21 protein-coding genes and 4 tRNA genes are annotated in these 16,222 nt (G+C 70.8%); 6 read left to right on the top strand and 19 right to left on the bottom strand.

All coding sequences use genetic code 11. From position 1 onward, the window contains the following. Positions 1-66: 66 nt before the first annotated feature. The 14 genes from K1Y72_RS07835 to K1Y72_RS07770 all read right to left on the bottom strand — a co-directional run bounded on the left by K1Y72_RS07835 (position 67) and on the right by K1Y72_RS07770 (position 7,608). Positions 67-858 (bottom strand): putative hydro-lyase, encoded by a 792-nt coding sequence (locus K1Y72_RS07835; protein WP_220164704.1) that lies wholly within the window; start codon positions 856-858, stop codon positions 67-69. A gap of 14 nt (positions 859-872) precedes the next feature. Next, positions 873-2,102, bottom strand: a complete 1,230-nt coding sequence (locus K1Y72_RS07830) for a protein kinase domain-containing protein (protein ID WP_220164703.1) — start codon at positions 2,100-2,102, stop codon at positions 873-875. A gap of 239 nt (positions 2,103-2,341) precedes the next feature. Continuing rightward, positions 2,342-2,413: transfer RNA gene (locus K1Y72_RS07825), tRNA-His, on the bottom strand. A 2-nt stretch (positions 2,414-2,415) separates the two neighbouring features. Continuing rightward, positions 2,416-2,488 (bottom strand) — tRNA-Arg (locus K1Y72_RS07820). Positions 2,489-2,501: 13 nt separating this feature from the next. Further along, positions 2,502-2,574, bottom strand: a tRNA-Met gene (locus K1Y72_RS07815). A 5-nt stretch (positions 2,575-2,579) separates the two neighbouring features. After that, a tRNA-Ser gene (locus K1Y72_RS07810) sits at positions 2,580-2,664 on the bottom strand. 222 nt (positions 2,665-2,886) lie between these two features. Further along, entirely contained in the window at positions 2,887-3,126 is a 240-nt protein-coding gene (locus K1Y72_RS07805) for a sigma factor-like helix-turn-helix DNA-binding protein (protein WP_308286945.1), read from the bottom strand. A 148-nt stretch (positions 3,127-3,274) separates the two neighbouring features. Beyond that, a complete protein-coding gene (locus K1Y72_RS07800) occupies positions 3,275-4,417 on the bottom strand; it encodes a site-specific integrase (RefSeq protein WP_220164700.1) in 1,143 nt (380 codons plus the stop codon). A gap of 106 nt (positions 4,418-4,523) precedes the next feature. Next, complete coding sequence (locus tag K1Y72_RS07795; RefSeq protein ID WP_220164698.1) at positions 4,524-4,715, bottom strand: helix-turn-helix domain-containing protein; 192 nt, start codon at positions 4,713-4,715, stop codon at positions 4,524-4,526. A gap of 146 nt (positions 4,716-4,861) precedes the next feature. Next, positions 4,862-6,649 carry an FtsK/SpoIIIE domain-containing protein gene (locus K1Y72_RS07790; protein WP_258572096.1) on the bottom strand — a complete coding sequence of 596 codons (1,788 nt, stop codon included), beginning with the start codon at positions 6,647-6,649 and terminating at the stop codon, positions 4,862-4,864. Between the two features lie 14 nt (positions 6,650-6,663). Then, positions 6,664-7,008: a hypothetical protein gene (locus tag K1Y72_RS07785; protein ID WP_220164695.1), complete on the bottom strand. Its 345-nt coding sequence runs from the start codon at positions 7,006-7,008 to the stop codon at positions 6,664-6,666. Between the two features lie 32 nt (positions 7,009-7,040). Beyond that, complete coding sequence (locus K1Y72_RS07780; RefSeq protein WP_220164693.1) at positions 7,041-7,229, bottom strand: hypothetical protein; 189 nt, start codon at positions 7,227-7,229, stop codon at positions 7,041-7,043. 11 nt (positions 7,230-7,240) lie between these two features. Next, positions 7,241-7,393: a hypothetical protein gene (locus K1Y72_RS07775; protein WP_220164691.1), complete on the bottom strand. Its 153-nt coding sequence runs from the start codon at positions 7,391-7,393 to the stop codon at positions 7,241-7,243. Next, positions 7,390-7,608 carry a hypothetical protein gene (locus K1Y72_RS07770; protein ID WP_220164689.1) on the bottom strand — a complete coding sequence of 73 codons (219 nt, stop codon included), beginning with the start codon at positions 7,606-7,608 and terminating at the stop codon, positions 7,390-7,392. The genes K1Y72_RS07775 and K1Y72_RS07770 overlap by 4 nt, the downstream gene beginning before the upstream one ends. Before the next feature lie 324 nt (positions 7,609-7,932). Between K1Y72_RS07770 and K1Y72_RS07765 the strand changes: the two genes are divergently transcribed. The 3 genes from K1Y72_RS07765 (at position 7,933) to K1Y72_RS07755 (ending at position 9,932) form a co-directional block, all read left to right on the top strand. Further along, entirely contained in the window at positions 7,933-8,679 is a 747-nt protein-coding gene (locus tag K1Y72_RS07765) for an XRE family transcriptional regulator (protein ID WP_220164687.1), read from the top strand. A 3-nt stretch (positions 8,680-8,682) separates the two neighbouring features. Continuing rightward, positions 8,683-9,159, top strand: a complete 477-nt coding sequence (locus tag K1Y72_RS07760) for an NUDIX domain-containing protein (RefSeq protein ID WP_220164685.1) — start codon at positions 8,683-8,685, stop codon at positions 9,157-9,159. Between the two features lie 77 nt (positions 9,160-9,236). Beyond that, complete coding sequence (locus tag K1Y72_RS07755) at positions 9,237-9,932, top strand: 5' nucleotidase, NT5C type (RefSeq protein ID WP_220164683.1); 696 nt, start codon at positions 9,237-9,239, stop codon at positions 9,930-9,932. Positions 9,933-9,960: 28 nt separating this feature from the next. Here K1Y72_RS07755 and K1Y72_RS07750 read toward each other — a convergent pair whose 3' ends face one another. Further along, positions 9,961-10,524: an HD domain-containing protein gene (locus tag K1Y72_RS07750; RefSeq protein ID WP_220164681.1), complete on the bottom strand. Its 564-nt coding sequence runs from the start codon at positions 10,522-10,524 to the stop codon at positions 9,961-9,963. Positions 10,525-10,902: 378 nt separating this feature from the next. Next, the gene (locus tag K1Y72_RS07745) at positions 10,903-11,271 is read right to left on the bottom strand and encodes a hypothetical protein (RefSeq protein WP_220164679.1); all 369 of its coding nucleotides are present in this window, start codon (positions 11,269-11,271) and stop codon (positions 10,903-10,905) included. A gap of 182 nt (positions 11,272-11,453) precedes the next feature. Here K1Y72_RS07745 and K1Y72_RS07740 point away from each other — a divergent pair, with 182 nt between their 5' ends. From K1Y72_RS07740 to K1Y72_RS37025, 3 genes are all read left to right on the top strand, one after another. Next, on the top strand, positions 11,454-12,185 hold the full coding sequence (locus K1Y72_RS07740; protein ID WP_220164676.1) for a helix-turn-helix domain-containing protein: 732 nt from the start codon (positions 11,454-11,456) through the stop codon (positions 12,183-12,185). A gap of 467 nt (positions 12,186-12,652) precedes the next feature. Then, on the top strand, positions 12,653-13,117 hold the full coding sequence (locus K1Y72_RS07735) for an MFS transporter (protein WP_308286944.1): 465 nt from the start codon (positions 12,653-12,655) through the stop codon (positions 13,115-13,117). Positions 13,118-13,127: 10 nt separating this feature from the next. Next, positions 13,128-14,099 carry a hypothetical protein gene (locus K1Y72_RS37025; RefSeq protein ID WP_220164674.1) on the top strand — a complete coding sequence of 324 codons (972 nt, stop codon included), beginning with the start codon at positions 13,128-13,130 and terminating at the stop codon, positions 14,097-14,099. Between the two features lie 3 nt (positions 14,100-14,102). Here K1Y72_RS37025 and K1Y72_RS07725 read toward each other — a convergent pair whose 3' ends face one another. From K1Y72_RS07725 to K1Y72_RS07715, 3 genes are all read right to left on the bottom strand, one after another. After that, the gene (locus K1Y72_RS07725) at positions 14,103-14,978 is read right to left on the bottom strand and encodes a M23 family metallopeptidase (RefSeq protein ID WP_220164672.1); all 876 of its coding nucleotides are present in this window, start codon (positions 14,976-14,978) and stop codon (positions 14,103-14,105) included. A 136-nt stretch (positions 14,979-15,114) separates the two neighbouring features. Further along, on the bottom strand, positions 15,115-15,594 hold the full coding sequence (locus tag K1Y72_RS07720; RefSeq protein ID WP_220164670.1) for an STAS domain-containing protein: 480 nt from the start codon (positions 15,592-15,594) through the stop codon (positions 15,115-15,117). Positions 15,595-15,660: 66 nt separating this feature from the next. Next, positions 15,661-16,029, bottom strand: a complete 369-nt coding sequence (locus K1Y72_RS07715; RefSeq protein WP_220164669.1) for an STAS domain-containing protein — start codon at positions 16,027-16,029, stop codon at positions 15,661-15,663. Between the last annotated feature and the right edge of the window lie 193 nt (positions 16,030-16,222).

Below are 16,222 nucleotides of genomic sequence, written 5' to 3'. Positions count from 1 at the left end.
CGCGCCTCTCCCCCGCCAGCCGGAACAACCGGCGTCCAGGGTCTCACGGCCGCGGCACCGGTGCGGTCACGGGACGAGGTAGGCGCTGTCGCGCGCGTCGGTGATCGCCATGTGGCCGGGGGCGTGGCCGATGGCGAACTCCGGCCGCGAGTGCATGACGGCGGCCTGCGGGGTGACGCCGCACGCCCAGAACACCGGGATCTCGTCCACCCGCACCTCCACCGGGTCGCCGAAGTCGGGCCGGTCCAGGTCGGCGATGCCGAGCGCGCCGGGGTCGCCGACGTGCACGGGCGCGCCGTGCACCGCCGGGTAGCGGGCGGTGATGCGGACGGCGTCGGCGACGCGGTCGGCGGGGACCGGCCGCATCGACACGACCAGCGGGCCGCCGAGGCCCCCGGCCCGGCGGCACGTCCGGTCGGTGCGGTACATCGGCACGTTGACGCCCTGGTCGACGTGCCGGACGGGCACGCCGGCCTCGCGGAGCGCGCCCTCGAAGGTGAAGCTGCACCCGATGAGGAACGCCACGAGGTCGGGCCGCCAGTGCTCGGCGGCGTCGGCGGTCTCGGCGACGGGAACGCCGTTCTCGTAGACGACGTAGCCGGGCAGGTCGGTGCGCAGGTCGCCGCGGAAGATCCGCGCGGTGGGCTCGCCGGGCTCGGTGACGTCCAGCACCGGGCACGGCTTGGGGTTGCGCTGCGCGAACAGCAGCACGTCGTACGCCTGGTCCTTCGGGACGGCGATGAGGTTGGCCTGCGCCCAGCCGGCGCACCAGCCGGCGGTGGGGGTGCGGAGGCCGCCGCGGAACAGCGCGCGGGCCTGGCCGGGCGTGAGGGCGCCGGGGTCGGGGGGCAGGGTCATGGCGTTCTCCCTGGCTATCGCTGGATCTGGCAGGCCGTCCCGTTCAGCGCGAACTCTGCGGGGACGCCGCCCGCGTCCGCCTTGCCGAGGAAGCCGAACTCGGCGGTCGCGCCCGCCGCGAGGGCGCGGTTGTAGTCGGCGGCGGTGACGGTGACGCGGTCGCCCCGCTGGTCGGGCGACCCGTTCCACAGCTGGGTGATCTCCTGGCCGCCGGCGAACGTCCAGGTGAGCCGCCAGCCGTCCACCGGCGCGTCCCCGGCGTTGGTGACGCGCACCTGCGCCTGGAACCCGCCGGGCCAGCGCCCGACGACCGCGTACCGGACGGCGCAGCCGCCGGGCGTCGCCCGCGTCGCGGGGGCGGCGGGCGTGGTCGCGGGGGGCGCCGCCGCCCGCGGCGTGGCGCCGTCCCCGCCGCCGGTGGCGAGCGCGAGCACCAGCCCGACCAGGACGAGCGCGGCGACGATCCCGCCGATGAGCGCCAGCGGGCGGCGCGCCGGGGACGGCGGCGCGTCCAGCACCTTCGTCGGCGGGTTCGGGACGCTCGCGGAGCCGGCCGGCACCGGCGCGGGGGCCTCGCCGAGGTCGGCGGCGACCTCGGCGGCGGCCGGCCGCGCCTCGGGGATCGGGTCGAGGGAGCGGCGGACCACGTCCAGGCCGCCGAGCCCCATCTCGCGCAGCACGACGCCGAGCGAGTAGACGTCGGCGGACGGGGCGGGCTCGGCGCCGCTCGCCAGCTCGGGCGCCAGGTAGCCGGGCGTCCCGAACAGCGGGCCGTCGCCGGTGTCGCGCGGGGTGAACGCGATGCCGAAGTCCAGGACCTTCACGCCGTCGGGCGTGAGGACCACGTTGGCGGGCTTGATGTCGCGGTGCACCACCCCGGCCCGGTGCGCGGCGGCGAGCGCCGCCGCCACGCCGGCGCCGATCCGGGCGGCCTCCGCGGCGTCCGGCGTCCCCTCGGCGAGGCGCGCCGCGAGCGTCCGGCCGTCGAGCAGCTCCATGACGACATAGGGCAGGTCGTCCTCGCCGTAGTCGTGCACGGCGGTGATGCCGGGATGGCTCAGCCCGGCCGCCGCGGTCGCCTCGCGGCGCAGCGCGGCGGCGTGCTCCTTCGGCACCTTGACCGCGACGGCGCGCTCCAGCACCAGGTCGCGCGCCCGCCACACCGTCGCCATGCCGCCGTCGCCGACCGGCTCCTCCAGCCGGTAGCGGCCGCCCAGCACGGCCCCGGGCACTGCCTCGATCATGACCGCACCCTACGCCGCCCCGCCCGCCGCACACACCGGTGGCCGGATGCACACCTGCACCCGGCCACCGATGCCCCCTGCCGGAGGTCTCATCCCCGCGGCCGGTCGGGCCGGCCCGCGGGCTCGTCGGGGTACCTACCTTCGCCGGAGCGGTCGAAACCACCGGTCTCGCCGGACCGGCCGGCGCGCACGGCGTCCGCGGACCCGATCTGCGGCGACGCCGCCGCACGTCCGCGGAGGGCGACCGCCCGGAATCGAACCGGGACCTCCGGGGCCACGACCCGGCGTGCAGACCACTACACCACGACCGCCGCGTCCCCGGCAGGACTCGAACCTGCGATCTTCGGATTCGTAATCCGACGCGTTCTCCACTACGCCACGGGGACCTGATGAATTGCGTGGCGGATGCGGGAATCGAACCCGCCTGAAACGGTTTATGAGACCGCCGGGCACGCCAGTGCCCCTATCCGCCGGAAACGGAGAGTGTGAGGATCGAACTCACGCGAGGAAACCCTCGACCACGGCTTAGCGGACCGCTGCCTTACCACTCGGCCAACCCTCCGCGAGAAACAGAACCGCCCGCGGACCTGCTGGTCCGCGGGCGGCTCCGACGAGGGAGGCCAGGCTCACGCTCGTCGATGGCGCTGGGGACCGAAGGGGCGTCGGCTCTGCATTCGATGACTTCGCATCTCGCCGTTCCCTCCTCCGGTGCCGTCGTTATGACGCCCACTCTGCCCGACGCGTTCCACCCGGGCAACCCTTTTATCCGCGCAATGGCGAACGCCTAGGTGTCGAGCGCCACCCGGAGCGCCCGCATGGCCTGGTAGACGCGGCTCTTCACCACGTCCACCGGCACCCCCAGCCGCCGCGCCGCCTCGTCGACCGTCCGCTCCCGCAGGAACGTCTCCGCGAGGATCTCCCGGTGCGCCGCCGGCAGCGCCCGGTAGGCCCGCGCGACGCCGGCCCGCTCCTCCCCGACACCGAAGGGAAGGACATCGCTGTTCTTGCCGTATCGCAGTGCCACACCCCGAACCTGACACCACGATCTCCCCAGGTCACCCCTCTTATGCCCCCGTTAAGGAACCCTTAGGGGCGGCTCCCGGTCCGTGCCAGGTGAGAGCCCGCCGCCGCGTCCGGCCCCCGCCAGGGGAGCCAGATCGGGAGCCACCCGCCTACGCGGACCTGGCTCCCTTGGCCTTGAAGATGTCGTTCATGTGCTGCGCGCCGTCGCGGATCTCCGGACGGAGCTGGTGCCGGTAGACGGTCTCGGTGATCTTCGTGTTCTTGTGCCCGACGAGATCGCTGATCTTCTCGATCGGAACGCCGTGGTCGCTGAGCAGGGACACGAAGGTGTGCCGCAGTTCGCGCGGCGTCCACTTGTCGCCGTCGAGTCCGGCCGCGTTGAGCACGTGCCGGAATCGGCGACGCACCATCTCGGCGTTGAACGGGCTCCCGTCCTCCTTGCAGAAGACGAGATCGTGATCCGTGTAGGCGTCCCCGGCGGCGAGCTTCTCGGCCGCCTGCCTCGCGCGCAAGGCGCGCAGCGCATCCACGCCCGCGTCCGCGATGCCGAGCCCGCGCCGGCTCTTCTTCGTCTTGGTCTCGCCGCGGTGCCGGTCGGAGCGCAGTACGTAGACCGTGGCCTTGTCGAGGTCGAGCGCGCTCCACTTGAGCATCCGCAGTTCCTCCGTGCGAAGCCCGGAGACGATCCCGAGGATCACGTACGCGCCGAGCCGATGCTCGGGCTTGGCCGCTTCGGCGAGCAGGAGGCCCGCCTGTTCCAGGTTCAGGGCACGCGACACCCGTCCGGCCTTGCCCTCCGGCGTGTCCACCAGGGTCGCCACGTTCCGGCCGACCTTGTCATGCCGCTCCGCGCGCTTGATCGCCCTCTTGAGAAGGCCGTGGACGATGCCGAGAGACGACGTGGTCAGGTGCTCGGACCGTCCGTTCAACCAGGTCTCGACATCGTCGGCGGTGAGCTTCGCGAGACGGGTCCGCCCGATGAACGGGATGAGCTGGTGATCGGCGAGCGACCGGTAAGCCCCCAGCGTGGCGGGCGCCTTGCCGCTCTTGTCCAGAGAGCGAAGGAAGTCGTTGACCGCGTTCGCGACGCTGTAGTTCCGCTCCGTCTTGACGTTCCGATCGAGGTCCTTGGCGGCCTCGATCAGCTTCTCGGTGACCTGTTCCTTGGTGCGCCCCTTCCGCTTGATCCGCTTGCGCTTGCCGTCCGGGCCGAAGCCGAGGGAGATGGCGCCGGTGTAGCCGTCTCCCTCGACGTAGATCGACCCTTCGTACCTGCCGATCAGGATCTTCATCCGCGATCACTCCTCGCGAGGGACGAGGTTGCCGAGGAGCCACCTGTTTTCCCTGCTCACAGGCGGTTCCGTTAAAGACGCTAACACAAGACGTCCCTAGACGTCCCTAGTCTTCGGCGGGGTTCTCCGCTTCGAGCGAGGCGACGAAGTCGGCGAGTTGCTGATCGGTGATGCGGCGCAGCTTGCCGATCTTGATGCTGCGCAGCCGACCCGTGCGGATGAGCTGATAGACCGTGTCCCGACCGATCTGGAGCGTCTCGCCGACCTGTTCAACGGTGTAGGTCTGGATGCTGCTCACCTCCTGTCTCCCGAGGACGCTCGGGACTCGCGTGCGGCGTGGTGACCATCTCCGTTCGTGACGGTGGGTGATTGTCTACGTCTTCGTCTACGGCCCGCCTGTCGGCCATACGTGCAGGCGTGCGCGTAGACGAAGACGTAGACGAGTCACTGTGCGTGTTCGTCGGTGGCGCGCCACCGTCCGCGCGTGATCTGGGCGACGCGGCCGGCGTCGGCGTGCTCGCGGAGTCGTTGGTAGATCCACGGGCGGCTCATGCCGGTGGCCTTGACGAGGTGCGGGACGGGCGTCCCGTCGTCCGGCGCGGCCGTCAGCATCCGCCACAGGACGTCCTCGGGAGCGTCCGGCGGCGGGCCGTCCGGTACCGGTGCCGTCGGGGGCGTGCTGACCGCGCCGAGTCCGGCCTGTGCTTCCTCGATCGCCCGGATCGAGACGGGATCGAGGGTTGGCCGGTTCTCGGCATGCTGGCGGGCCGTGGCGGTGACGGTCTCGTCGGTGAGCAGGTAGGCGCGAGCGCGGCGGGGCGTGTCGTGCTCGGGCGCGCTGAGCAGGAACTTGCCGGGGGCGTTGAGGGTGTGGGCGTGCCACCCGGCGTTGAGCATCCCCTGTCCGAGGATGAGATCCACGTCCTTGCGCTCACGGACGCGGAAGCTCACCCGAACGTCCATCTGCGACCGGACCGCGCCCTTGCCCATGGCCTTCTGCGTCGGACGCTGCGTGGCGGCGATCAGCGTCACGGCGACGGCGCGCCCCCGCCGCGCGATCGAGTCGGTGTCTGTCGCGCACTCAGGCGCGTCGTCCGCCAGCTCGGCGAACTCGTCAATGACGATCACCAGGGCGGGCATGTCCGGCGCCGGTTCCCACACCCGCCGCCCCTTCGCCGCGAGGAACGCCGCACGCGCCTCCAGAACGGCCACGGCGTCGCGCAGGAGCGTCCGCGCCTGCTCGGGCGTGGTGGCGAGCCGGTCAAGGCACGACGCCCACGGCTGAAGCTCCATGCCGCGCTTGAGGTCGATCGCCCAGATCACCACGTCCGCGCAGGCGGTGAGGTTGCCCATCAGGACGTTGATGCCGCCGCTCTTGCCCGACCCGGCCACACCGCCGATGAGGCCATGGCGCCGCAGGAACAGCACGCGGGCCGCGGTGGCGTCCTCGAACGGTCCCAGTTCGATCGGATCGCCGATGGTGCGGACGGACGGTCCGGGCCACGGGATCGCGTCGGCGTGCGGGTCGGTGTCCAGAACGCGCAGCTCGAAGCGGTTGGCCTTGTCGTCACGCGTCGGGTAGACGCGCACGGCTCCCCGGAAGGTGCCGAGCGCCGACTCGATCGCGGGCACCTTGGCGACGACGTCTTGGAGTGTCTGCCCGCGCGCCAGAGCGAAGCGGGCGCGCCATCCCCACACGTCCACCACGGCGGACTGAACGCGCGACCCGGCGAGCCCGATCGACTGGGCGATCTCCGGCCATGCGGCCATCTGCCGGTCAACGCGCACCTTGGCGCGGCGCCGCCGATGCACCCACCACGGCACGGCCAGGACGACGGCCCCGACCGCGAGCGTCTGCGGAAGCGGCCCGTAGCCGACGGCGAGCGCCGTAGCGACGGCGAGCCACGAACCCGCACCCATGGCCACCACAGCCGCGTACAGCCGCTCACCCCGCCGGCTGAGACCGACCCGCGCGCCGAAGACGGCGAGCACCCACGCGAACAACGTCGTGCCAGCGAGCAGGTACGGCCACCACTGCGGATGAACGGCGTGCAGAACGGCCCCGGCGACCGCGAGCACGGCCATGAGGTAGAGCGGCGCCATCTCGGACCGGTAGCGCCACAACGCACGCCCGACGAGAACGACGGCGAGATCGGGGAGCGCCTCATCGTGATTGATCACGATCATGGGCTGGAGCCCGTGCCGCCGCATCTTGCGGGCGTGCCTGCGCATCTGCTGTCCGCGCGTCACGGGCGCGGCCAGGTGCCGGGCGGCATGAGCCGCTGCGCGCGCAACTCGTCGCGCAGGTAGTACAGCGGGTCGGGCTCGCCGTCGTGGTGGGCGTTGAGGGTCGCGCGGGCGGCGGCCGCGAGGTTCGCGCGCGCCCGCCGGGCCTTGAACAGCTCGGCGCGCAGGCGCTTGATCTCGGCGAGCATGGCCGGAACGTCGTCGAGCGCGGCGTTCAGCCGGAACCACAGGTCGACGAGGTGGGGCAAGGCGTCGGACAGGGCCGCGAGGATCTCACGAGCGGCGAAGTTCTTGCTGCGCACCTCCCGGATGCTGACCTTGATCGTGCGGCGGGTGTTGGGCACTGGACATCCCTCCTTCGGGTCGGGGGCGTGGATCAGTGCTGGGTGAAGGCGGCGACGATGCCGGCGATCACGCGACGGATGTCGGGGGCGGCGCTGGTGGCGGCGAGCAGGAAGCCGAACAGCAGGCACACGAACACGTGCGACGCGCGCAGGCCCATGTACCGCCATGCGACCCACACCAGCGCGCCGAGGATCACCACCAGGGGAACCGAGACGGCCACGGGCGGCTCCCTCAGTTCCACGGGATCGGGAGGTGGGGGCCGCCGTGGCGGCGGCGCCAGCGGGCGCGCGCCCGGCACTTGCGGCAGCGGATGCCACCGTGCTCGACGCGCGCCCCGCAGGCGCAGGCCAGTTCGGCGAGGGTGCGGAGCTTGCGCACGTTCACCGCCCCGCCTTCACCGGCTCGGGCTTGTCGTCGCACGTCTGCGTGCTGAGCACGCGACGCGAGACGGCGCCCGCCCGGGTCGGACCGGTGCCGGCCTTGGTGATGCGGCGCTCTTCGGCGTGGATGCCGATGACGAGCATCGCGAAGATGCCGCAGATGATGCCGCCGAGGAACACGGCGACGATCGAGGCCAGGACGAGGATCATCGTGGTCACCGGCCCCTCGTGATCAGGCGGCGGACGGTGAAGCGACGGGCGGGGCGGTGGCCGCAGGTGCGGCAGCGGCCGTAGGCGCTGCGGGCGCGGGCGCCGCAGGGGCACCGCCACTTCCAGCCTTCGAGCGGGTTTCCGGGGTAGTACACGCGATCACTCCCTCTCGTAAGGCCCGTGTCCGGCGGGGACGGCCGGGCTGTCGGTGCTGCCTTGCGAGATCGAGGATGCGCTTGACCTGCGGGACGAGTTGACCGCGTCGCTGGACCCGGTCAGGACGTCCTCGTAGGGTTAGACGTCCCAGACGTCCCTAGGTCCCCGGACAGGTGAATGCCGAACGAACGCCTGCGCGCCGCGCTGTTCCACAAGGGGCTCACCGTCAACTCCCTCGCCGACCGGATCGGCGTGGACCCCAAGACGGTCGAGCGGTGGATCACCAAGGACCGTCAGCCCTACCGGCGCACCCGCGTAGCTGTGGCGAAGCACCTGGACGTCGAAGAGACCTACCTGTGGCCCGAAGCGCTCACCACGGAACAGGTCTTCTCGGCATCGGGCAGCGAGATCGTGACGATCTACCCGCACCGGTGGGGCGTCCCACGGGACGCATGGGGACGCCTGTTCGCCGAAGCACAGCGAGAGATCGGCATCCTGGTCTACTCCGGGCTCTTCCTCGCCGAGGACAGCGGCGCTCAGCGCATCCTCGCCGACAAGGCCCGCGCCGGCGTCCGCGTCCGCATCCTGCTCGGCGATCCCGACTCGCCGCAGGTGGCGCAGCGCGGCAAGGACGAGGGCATCGGCGAGTCCATGGCCGCGAAGATCCGCAACGTCATCGTGTACTACCGGCCCTTGCTGTCCTTCGAGACGGTAGAGATCCGCCTGCACAGCACCGTGCTCTACAACTCGATCTACACCGCCGACGATCAGATGTTCGTCAACACCCACGTCTACGGCGTCTCGGCGTCCAACGCCCCGTTCTGGCACCTGCGCAAGATCCCCGGCGGCGAGATCGTGAACACCTACCTCGAAAGCTTCGAACGAGTCTGGCAAGGCGCAAAACCACTACCGGCGGAGGACTGAGCCATGGGCCGCAGGATCGACTACTACAACGACCCCAACGCCCCCCAGGCCAACAGCCTCGTCCCCTCCGTCAACGTCATCGTCACCAACGACGCTGGCGAAATCCTCCTGATCAAACGCACCGACAACGGCAACTGGGCCGTCCCCGGCGGCGCGATCGACCTAGGCGAATCCGTCACCCAAGCCGCCATCCGCGAAACCCGCGAAGAGACCGGCATCGACTGCGAGATCACCGGCCTCGTCGGCATCTACTCCGACCCCAAGCACGTGATCCACTACACCAGCAACGACGAAGTCCGCCAAGAATTCTCGATTGTTCTTGTTGCACGCCCGATTGGCGGACTCCTCACACCGAGCAAGGAATCCAGCAAAGTCCACTGGGCGACACCTCTGACGATAAGGAACCTGCCAATGGATCATTCAATGAAACAACGGATAGCCCATTTCATGGAGCAACGCGACGAACCCATCATTTCTTAAGGAACGAATAACTAGCCACCGGCACCTCGCCCAGATTCCTCAATACAAACATCGCCGACCAGCCCAGGAAAGAATACTTGACCAAACCTTCGAATTATATTTGCCAATGGGATGCTATTTTGAACCTAGAGCAACTATGCAGCAGGGGGGCAGCAATGGGCGAGAGTCATTTTATTATCGGCGTGGACCTAGACGGCGTAGTAGCAGACTTCTATTCGTACATGAGGAAAGTAGCAGCAGAGTGGACGGGGAAAGATATTGACACCCTGCCAACCGGAGTGAGCTGGGGACTCCCGGAGTGGGGAATCGGCGGCGAATATGCCTCCCTCCACCACTTCGCTGTAACCCAGCGAGAGCTTTTTTCTAGAGTTGACCCCATGCCAGGAGCGGCGCTCACTCTGCGCGAATTTAGCAAAATGGAAGATGTTCGGATTAGGATCATCACCCATAGACTCCTAATTCCAAACTTCCATAAAATGGCCGTTGAACAAACTGTTGGATGGCTCGATTATCACGGAATCCCTTATTCGGACCTCTGTTTCATGCAAGAAAAAGGTGCCGTGGGGGCTGACGTTTATCTCGAAGATGGCCCAGAAAACATCAAAAAGCTATCGGAAGAGGATAAGCGGGTGATCATATTTTCGAATTCCACCAATATTCGCATTACAGACCCTCCGGCAGGTCGTGCCCAAAATTGGACTGCGGCAAAAACACTCCTCATGAATGAATACAGAGAGTACAAGAGTCGCATTCGAGGACAAGAGTTGCAATAGGGAAATAACTTGCCCACCGCAAATTCATTTACTCTCTTATCGGTGCAGAATTTGCTTCACTCTGCACCCGATGGACTGTATCCACCAAATACGGCGATGATGTAGCGATAGAGCGTGCCACCAAATGGTCACTGCCGTAACGATCCAAGATCTCGGCGAGGCGTTGCTCCACTGGGAGGTGCTCTCCGTCTGGGCTTGTGGTCATGTCGCAGTAGATCAGGGAGTCGGTTAGGTCTGGGGCTTCTTTGCCGAACTCGGCGGTGAGGTCGCCGTCTAGGCCGCGCTCTCGGGCTTCGACTACGGCGCAGGAGTGGTGTGCGACGAGGCGGCACAGGTGTTCGTCGGCGTGGTGGACGTCGCGTAGGAAGCGGGCGCCGTCCAGCGGGTGGAAGCCGGTGGCGGTGATGTCGGGGGCGTAGCCGACATCGTGTAGCCAGGCGGCGGCTTCGAGAAGGTCAGCGCGCTCGCCGAGGGTGGGGACGAGTGTGCGAGCTTGCCGGGCTACGCCTTGGGTGTGTGCCCAGCGGCGCGGGAGAGGGGTCTCCAAGTGCTCGCGCGCGATCTCTCGTGCCCACGGGGCCAGGTTGCTCATACGTCCGACGCTAGAGGCACGCGGTTGGACATCCACGGACCCGAAGGGATCACTTGGGGACGTCTTGGGGCAGGGGCTGTGAGTCCTGGTGGACGACAAACGCGCAGGTGGCGCGAGACGTGTGTCTCGCGCCACCTGCGCGGGTGACCGGCGATCAGTCGAGATCTACGAACGCGCCGATGATGCGTCTCGTGCGACTGCGGCGGTGCCTGCCGATTCCCCATCCGTCGCAGTCGGGCGGTGGTGTGGGTGGCGCGGCGGGACGGGACGTCTTGGTCAGCCGGCCCGCCGCGCCGGTCTGTGGAGTGTGCGGGGTGTCGAGGGGGGTGGTCCTCTTGGGCCTGCGTACGCGTCGATGGCGGCCGTTGGGGCGTGGCATCAGCGGCGGGCCCGTCGTTCGGGCTGTGTGGCGGCGGAGCGCGGCGTGAGGCGGGCCGCGATGCGGATGGCGGCGTCGTCTAGGCGGTCGGCTTCGATGATCGGGTCGTTGGCGGCGGTGAAGAACCACAGGTGGTTGCCGTCGCGCTCGAAGGGGCGGCAGACGATCGTGTCGGACAGGACTCGGTTCTCCGGGCAGCAACCGGCCGCCTGCGGGTTGCGGACGACGAGGCCGGTTGGGTTGTGGTCGATCTCCATCCGGCGCGCGCCGAGACGCACGGCGAGGCCGGCCAACTGGCGGTGCGCGGCGGAGATGAGCGGGGGGCGGTTCGGAGCGGGGCTGGTGTGAGCGGGCTTGCCCAGCGGCATGGGGATCTCCTGAACGGTGAGGATCTTTGCGGGCCTTTCGGCCACGGGAAGCGCTTGGGGAAGGGCGCTTTCTTGGCCTCTGAGACTGCTCTGACCTGCGGGACCTCTCTAGCGACTCGTAGGGACGTCTTGGGACGTCTTCTGTTAATGTCGCTCATGACGCAATCTGCGCGGGAGGTTCGGTGAACGACTTGTTGCGGCGCGCCCTTGCCGATGCCGGGATCACCGAGAGGGACGTCGCCGCGCGGGTCGGCGTCGATCTCAAGTCCGTGCAGCGTTGGGCTGCGGGGCGGACGCCGTACGCCAGGAATCGCAGGGCGGTCGCTGACCTGTTGGGCGTGGACGAGGCGGCGCTGTGGCCGCAGGTTGCGGAGCGTGCCGTGGCGGCGGGGCCGCCGGTTCCCGAGGTCATGGCGACCTACGCGCATCGGTGGGATGTCCCTCGGAGCGCTTGGCGACTGCTCTTCGAGCGGGCGCGCCGTCAGATCGACGTGTTGGCGTTCGCCGGCCTGTTCCTCGCCGAGGATGCGGGGCTTCTGCGCACGCTGGCAGGGAAGGCGAGGGAGGGCGTTGGGGTGCGCATCCTGCTCGGGAGTCCGGAGGGTGCGCGGGTCGCCGAACGGGGGGACGACGAAGGGGTCGGCGAGTCTCTGGCGGCGAAGATCCGGAACGCCCTGGTGGGGTACCGGCCGTTGGGCGAGGTGCCGGGCGTCGAGATCCGGCTACATGACACGGTGCTGTACGCGTCGATCTACCGCGCTGATGACGACCTGCTGATCAACCATCATGTCTATGGTGTGGCCGCTGCCAGTGCTCCCGTGATCCACGTGCGGAGGGTTGAGGGCGGCGACATGGCCAGTACCTATCTGGACAGCTTCGAGCGGGTGTGGAGTGCTGCCGCGCCGGTGGAGTGATCGGGACGGCGAGAGGCCCCCGCGCTGTGGACAGCGCGGGGGCCTCTTCGCGGCGGGAGCCAGGGAGCCAATTATGGGAGCCGTCGAAGGTGGATGCGAGCCGACTAGGGCCGACTGTGGCGGACGATGCGACGGTTGAGGAAGTCCGTTTGTGCAGGTGGAACGGTCGTAGGTCGATCGTCCCGGACGGGGCCGGACGTGGCGGCGGGTCTCCTGAGTGAGGCATCACTGAGGAACCCTTAGGGGGTTGCGGGTCGGGGGAGGCGGGCAGTCGGACGGCTGAAGAAGGGGTGGGGGTGGGCGGGTCATGATCGGGGGGTTGGGGTCGTGGCGCGGAAGGGGGCGGGATGGCGGTGGGGGCGCGTGTTCCTCGTCGGCGGCGTCGGCGCTCTGCGCCGCTGCGCCCGGACCGGGGACGCTGATCGCCGCGCGGGCGTTGCAGGGCGCTGCTCACGCCGGGCAGCCTGGTGATCCTGGAGTCCTCGTTCCACCCCGACGACCGGGGCCGCGCGATCGGCGCCTGGTCCGGGCTCGGCGGTGTCGCCGCCGCCGTCGGGCCGTTCGTCGGGGGGTGGCTCGTGCAGGCCGCGTCCTGGCGGCTGATCTTCTCGATCAACCTGCCGGTCGCGGCGCTGGTCGTGGTGCTCGTGGTGCTGCACGTCCCCGAGTCGCGCGACCCCGGCGCGACGGGCCGGATCGACGTCGCGGGCGGGTCGCCGGTCACGCTCGGCCTCGTCGGGCTCACCTGCGGGCTGATCAGGGGCACGGCCGGGTTCCCGGCGCTCGCCGCGTTCGCCAAGGGGCTGGCGAAGGAGTTCGGGCCGCGCGGCGTGCGGATCAACACGGTGAGCCCCGGACCCGGCCGACTTCCGCGTCGACGGCGGGGTGGTGCCGACCTGGTGACGGGCAGTAGATCCGTCGCCGCGGGGTAGGCGTACCGGTGTGATCACCATGGTGAGGGGCCTGCTCCGCGGCGCGGCGGCCGGTGCGACCGGCACGACGGCGCTCAACGTCTCGACCTACGCCGACATGGCGCTGCGCGGCCGGCCGGCCAGCGGCACCCCGGTCGCCGTCGTTTCCCGGCTCGCCGACTCGGCGGGCGTGGACGTCCCGGGGCGGGGGCCGCTGTGGGACAACCGGCTGGAGGGCCTCGGCGGGGTGGGCGGCGGCGTCACCGGCGTCTGCGTCGGCGCCGCGGCGGGGCTGCTGCGGGCCGCCGGGATCCGGCTGCCGGCGGTCGTCGGCGGGCCGCTGCTCGGGGCGGCGGCCATGGTGGCCGCCGACCTGCCGATGAGCCGGCTGGGCGTCTCCGACCCGCGGACGTGGAGCCGGGCCGACTGGGCCGCGGACGCGATCCCGCACCTGGCCTACGGCATGGCCGCGCACGCCACGCTCGCCGCGCTGTTCCGGTGGGACGAGGAGGCCGAGGCGGCCGCCGCCGGGGAGCCGTCCCGCCGGTCCGCGCTGCTGCGCGGCGCCGCGCTCGGGGCGGCGAGCGGCTGCCGCAGCTCCGCCGGGCTGACGGCGCTCGCGCTGCGGTCCCGCCGCACCGACGCGGGGCTCGCCGGGTATCTGGCGCATCCCGCCGCGAAGCCGGTGGCGGTGCTGCTGGCCTCGGCGGAGCTGGGCGTGGACAAGCAGCCGGGCGTGCCGTCCCGGCTGGCGCCCCAGGGATTGTCGCCGCGCCTCGCGCTGGCGGCCGTCACCGGTGGCGCCGCGGCGCGCCGCGACGGCGTCCCCGGCACGGCGCCCGCCCTGGCGGCGGCGCTGGCCGCCGCCGCTGCGGCGGTGGCCGGCCACCGGCTGCGGGCGGTCGCCGCGCAGCGGTTCGGGAGCGACCTGCCCGGCGCGCTGGCCGAGGACGCCGTCGCGGCGGCGCTCGCCTGGACCGGCGCCCGGCCCGCCGCCCGGTAGCCGTCAGCCGCAGTGCTCGTAGGGGCTGGTGTAGGACGACGAACCGACCGACCCGCCCCACTTGACGCACTTCTTGGCGGCCGTCCGCTTGACCGGGCCGGCGTAGTAGGCGAACTTCCCGGAGTCGGTGGCCTTCGCGCCGCCCTTGACCTGGAGGTGCGCCGACGCCGCCGTCGCCTTGCCCAGGTTCGTCGACTTCAGCGTCGTGACGCAGTTCACCTTGGTCTTGGCGTTGTAGAGCAGGTAGACGCGGCCGCCCGCCACCGCCTGCGCGTCGATGACCGAGAACCCCGGCCCGCACACCTTGGCGGCGGTGTAGGGGTTGCCGCCGCAGGTGTTCTTGCTGGTGAAGCCCGTGTGCCCGTAGTACGGCACGGCGACGCCGCCGAGGACGGCCTTCTGGACGACGCCGCTCAGCCGCTCCTCGAAGTGCAGGTGCGGGCCGGTGACGCCGCCGGTCGCGCCGGCCGTGCCGATCCGCTTGCCGAGGGCGACCTGCTGGCCCTTCTTGACGGCCTGGGACGACAGGTGCGCGTAGCGCGTCGTCCAGCCGCCGCCGTGGTCGATCTCGATCCAGCGGCCGTAGCTGGTGGCGCCCTCGTCGGCGACGCGCGACACCGTCCCGGCGGCCGCCGCGAGCACCGGCGTGCCGCTGATGCCGGCCTTCTGGAAGTCGACGGAGTACTGGGGCCTGTGCTCGGCGAACGTCGCCGCCGTGACGGTGAGCTTGCAGGCGAAGGGCACCTGGAAGCCCGGCCGGGCCCCGGCCGCCGCGGTGCGGGCGGACGCCACCGGGTCGTCGGGGAGGGCGGCCGCCACGCCGGCCGTGGTGAGGGCGCCGGCGCCGAGCACCGCCGCGCCGAGGAGCGCGCGCTTCATCCGGATGACCTCCGCTGGGGGACGCGGCCTGGAAACGATCAAGCCAGACCCTGGCACAGCGGGTCGCCGCGCGGTAGGCCCCGCACGCGATCAGGGTCCCCGGGCCCGGCGGGCGGCCGCGTCCGGGCGGGGCGGGTCAGCGTTCCTGACCGGCCAGTTCCAGGGCGCTGGCGTGGTCGGGGACGACCTCGAAGTGGCGGATGAGGCCGTAGCGTTCCAGCTGCTCGGCGACCTCGCCGTGCAGCCCGGCGAGCACCAGCAGCGTCGCGGAGGCCCGCGCGTACCGGCGGACGCGCAGCAGCACGGTGGCGCCGCGGCGGTCCAGGTGCACCAGGCCCTCCAGGTCCAGCACCAGGGCGGCGTCGGGGCCGGGCCAGAAGGAGCGGATCACCGCCGCCGCCTGCTCGCCGGTCTCCCGGTCCAGCACCCCGGCCAGCTCGACGACCACCACGTGGTCGTAGAACTCGACGCCGGCCGTGAACAGCGCGTACTCGCCGGGGTCGTCGAAGGCGTCGCCGAAGTCGTCGTGGTAGGCGGGCTCGTCCCCTGCGGTCATGTAGGTCCACTCCCCATCGCGGTCTGCGGGCATCACCTGGCCGATGTCGGCGAAGTGCACGGGCGACTCCGACACCGTGTGCCATGCCCCGCAATCGGCGGATCACTCAACCGACCGGGGACGCGGTCAGCCGCCGGCGTCGCGCGCCGGGAGGTGGCCGAGGGCGTCCTCGACGGTGGGGTGGACCGGGAGGGCGTCCTGGAGGCCGGTGAGGTCGAGGACGCGGGTGACGAAGCCGCTGTGCCCGGCGAGGAGCAGCGCCCCGCCGCGCCCGGCGGCGCGGGCGCGCAGGTCGAGGAGGAGCTGGACGCCCGCGGAGTCGATGAACTCCAGCCCGCCGACGTCGACCACCAGGTCGCGCGGCGGGCCGCCGGCCGGCCGGGACCGGCGGAGGGCGTCGCGGGCGTCGTCGGCGGTGTCGAAGGACAGGGATCCGGCGAGCGTCAGGACGGCCGCGCCGCCGCGCTCGGTGCACTCGATCGCCAGGTCGTCCATGTCCATCCTCTCTGTCGGCCGACCATCATAGTTGCCTTCTGGCAAGCGTTCATGCCGCTCGGCGCGATTCGCGCCGGCGGGACGGCCGGCCGGGGCGACATAGCCCCCGCCATCCCCCCAAGCGGGCATCGCTCCGCACTTTCCCTGCGACTCCGGCGCTTCTCCCCCGCTTACTTGTCGTATGGCGATAGTC

It is taken from the genome of Actinomadura parmotrematis, from assembly GCF_019458805.1.
In the GTDB taxonomy this organism is placed as follows: Bacteria; Actinomycetota; Actinomycetes; order Streptosporangiales; family Streptosporangiaceae; genus Spirillospora; species Spirillospora parmotrematis.
The sequence above is the reverse complement of the archived record's forward strand: the minus strand, read 5'-3'. Positions and strand labels throughout refer to the sequence as shown.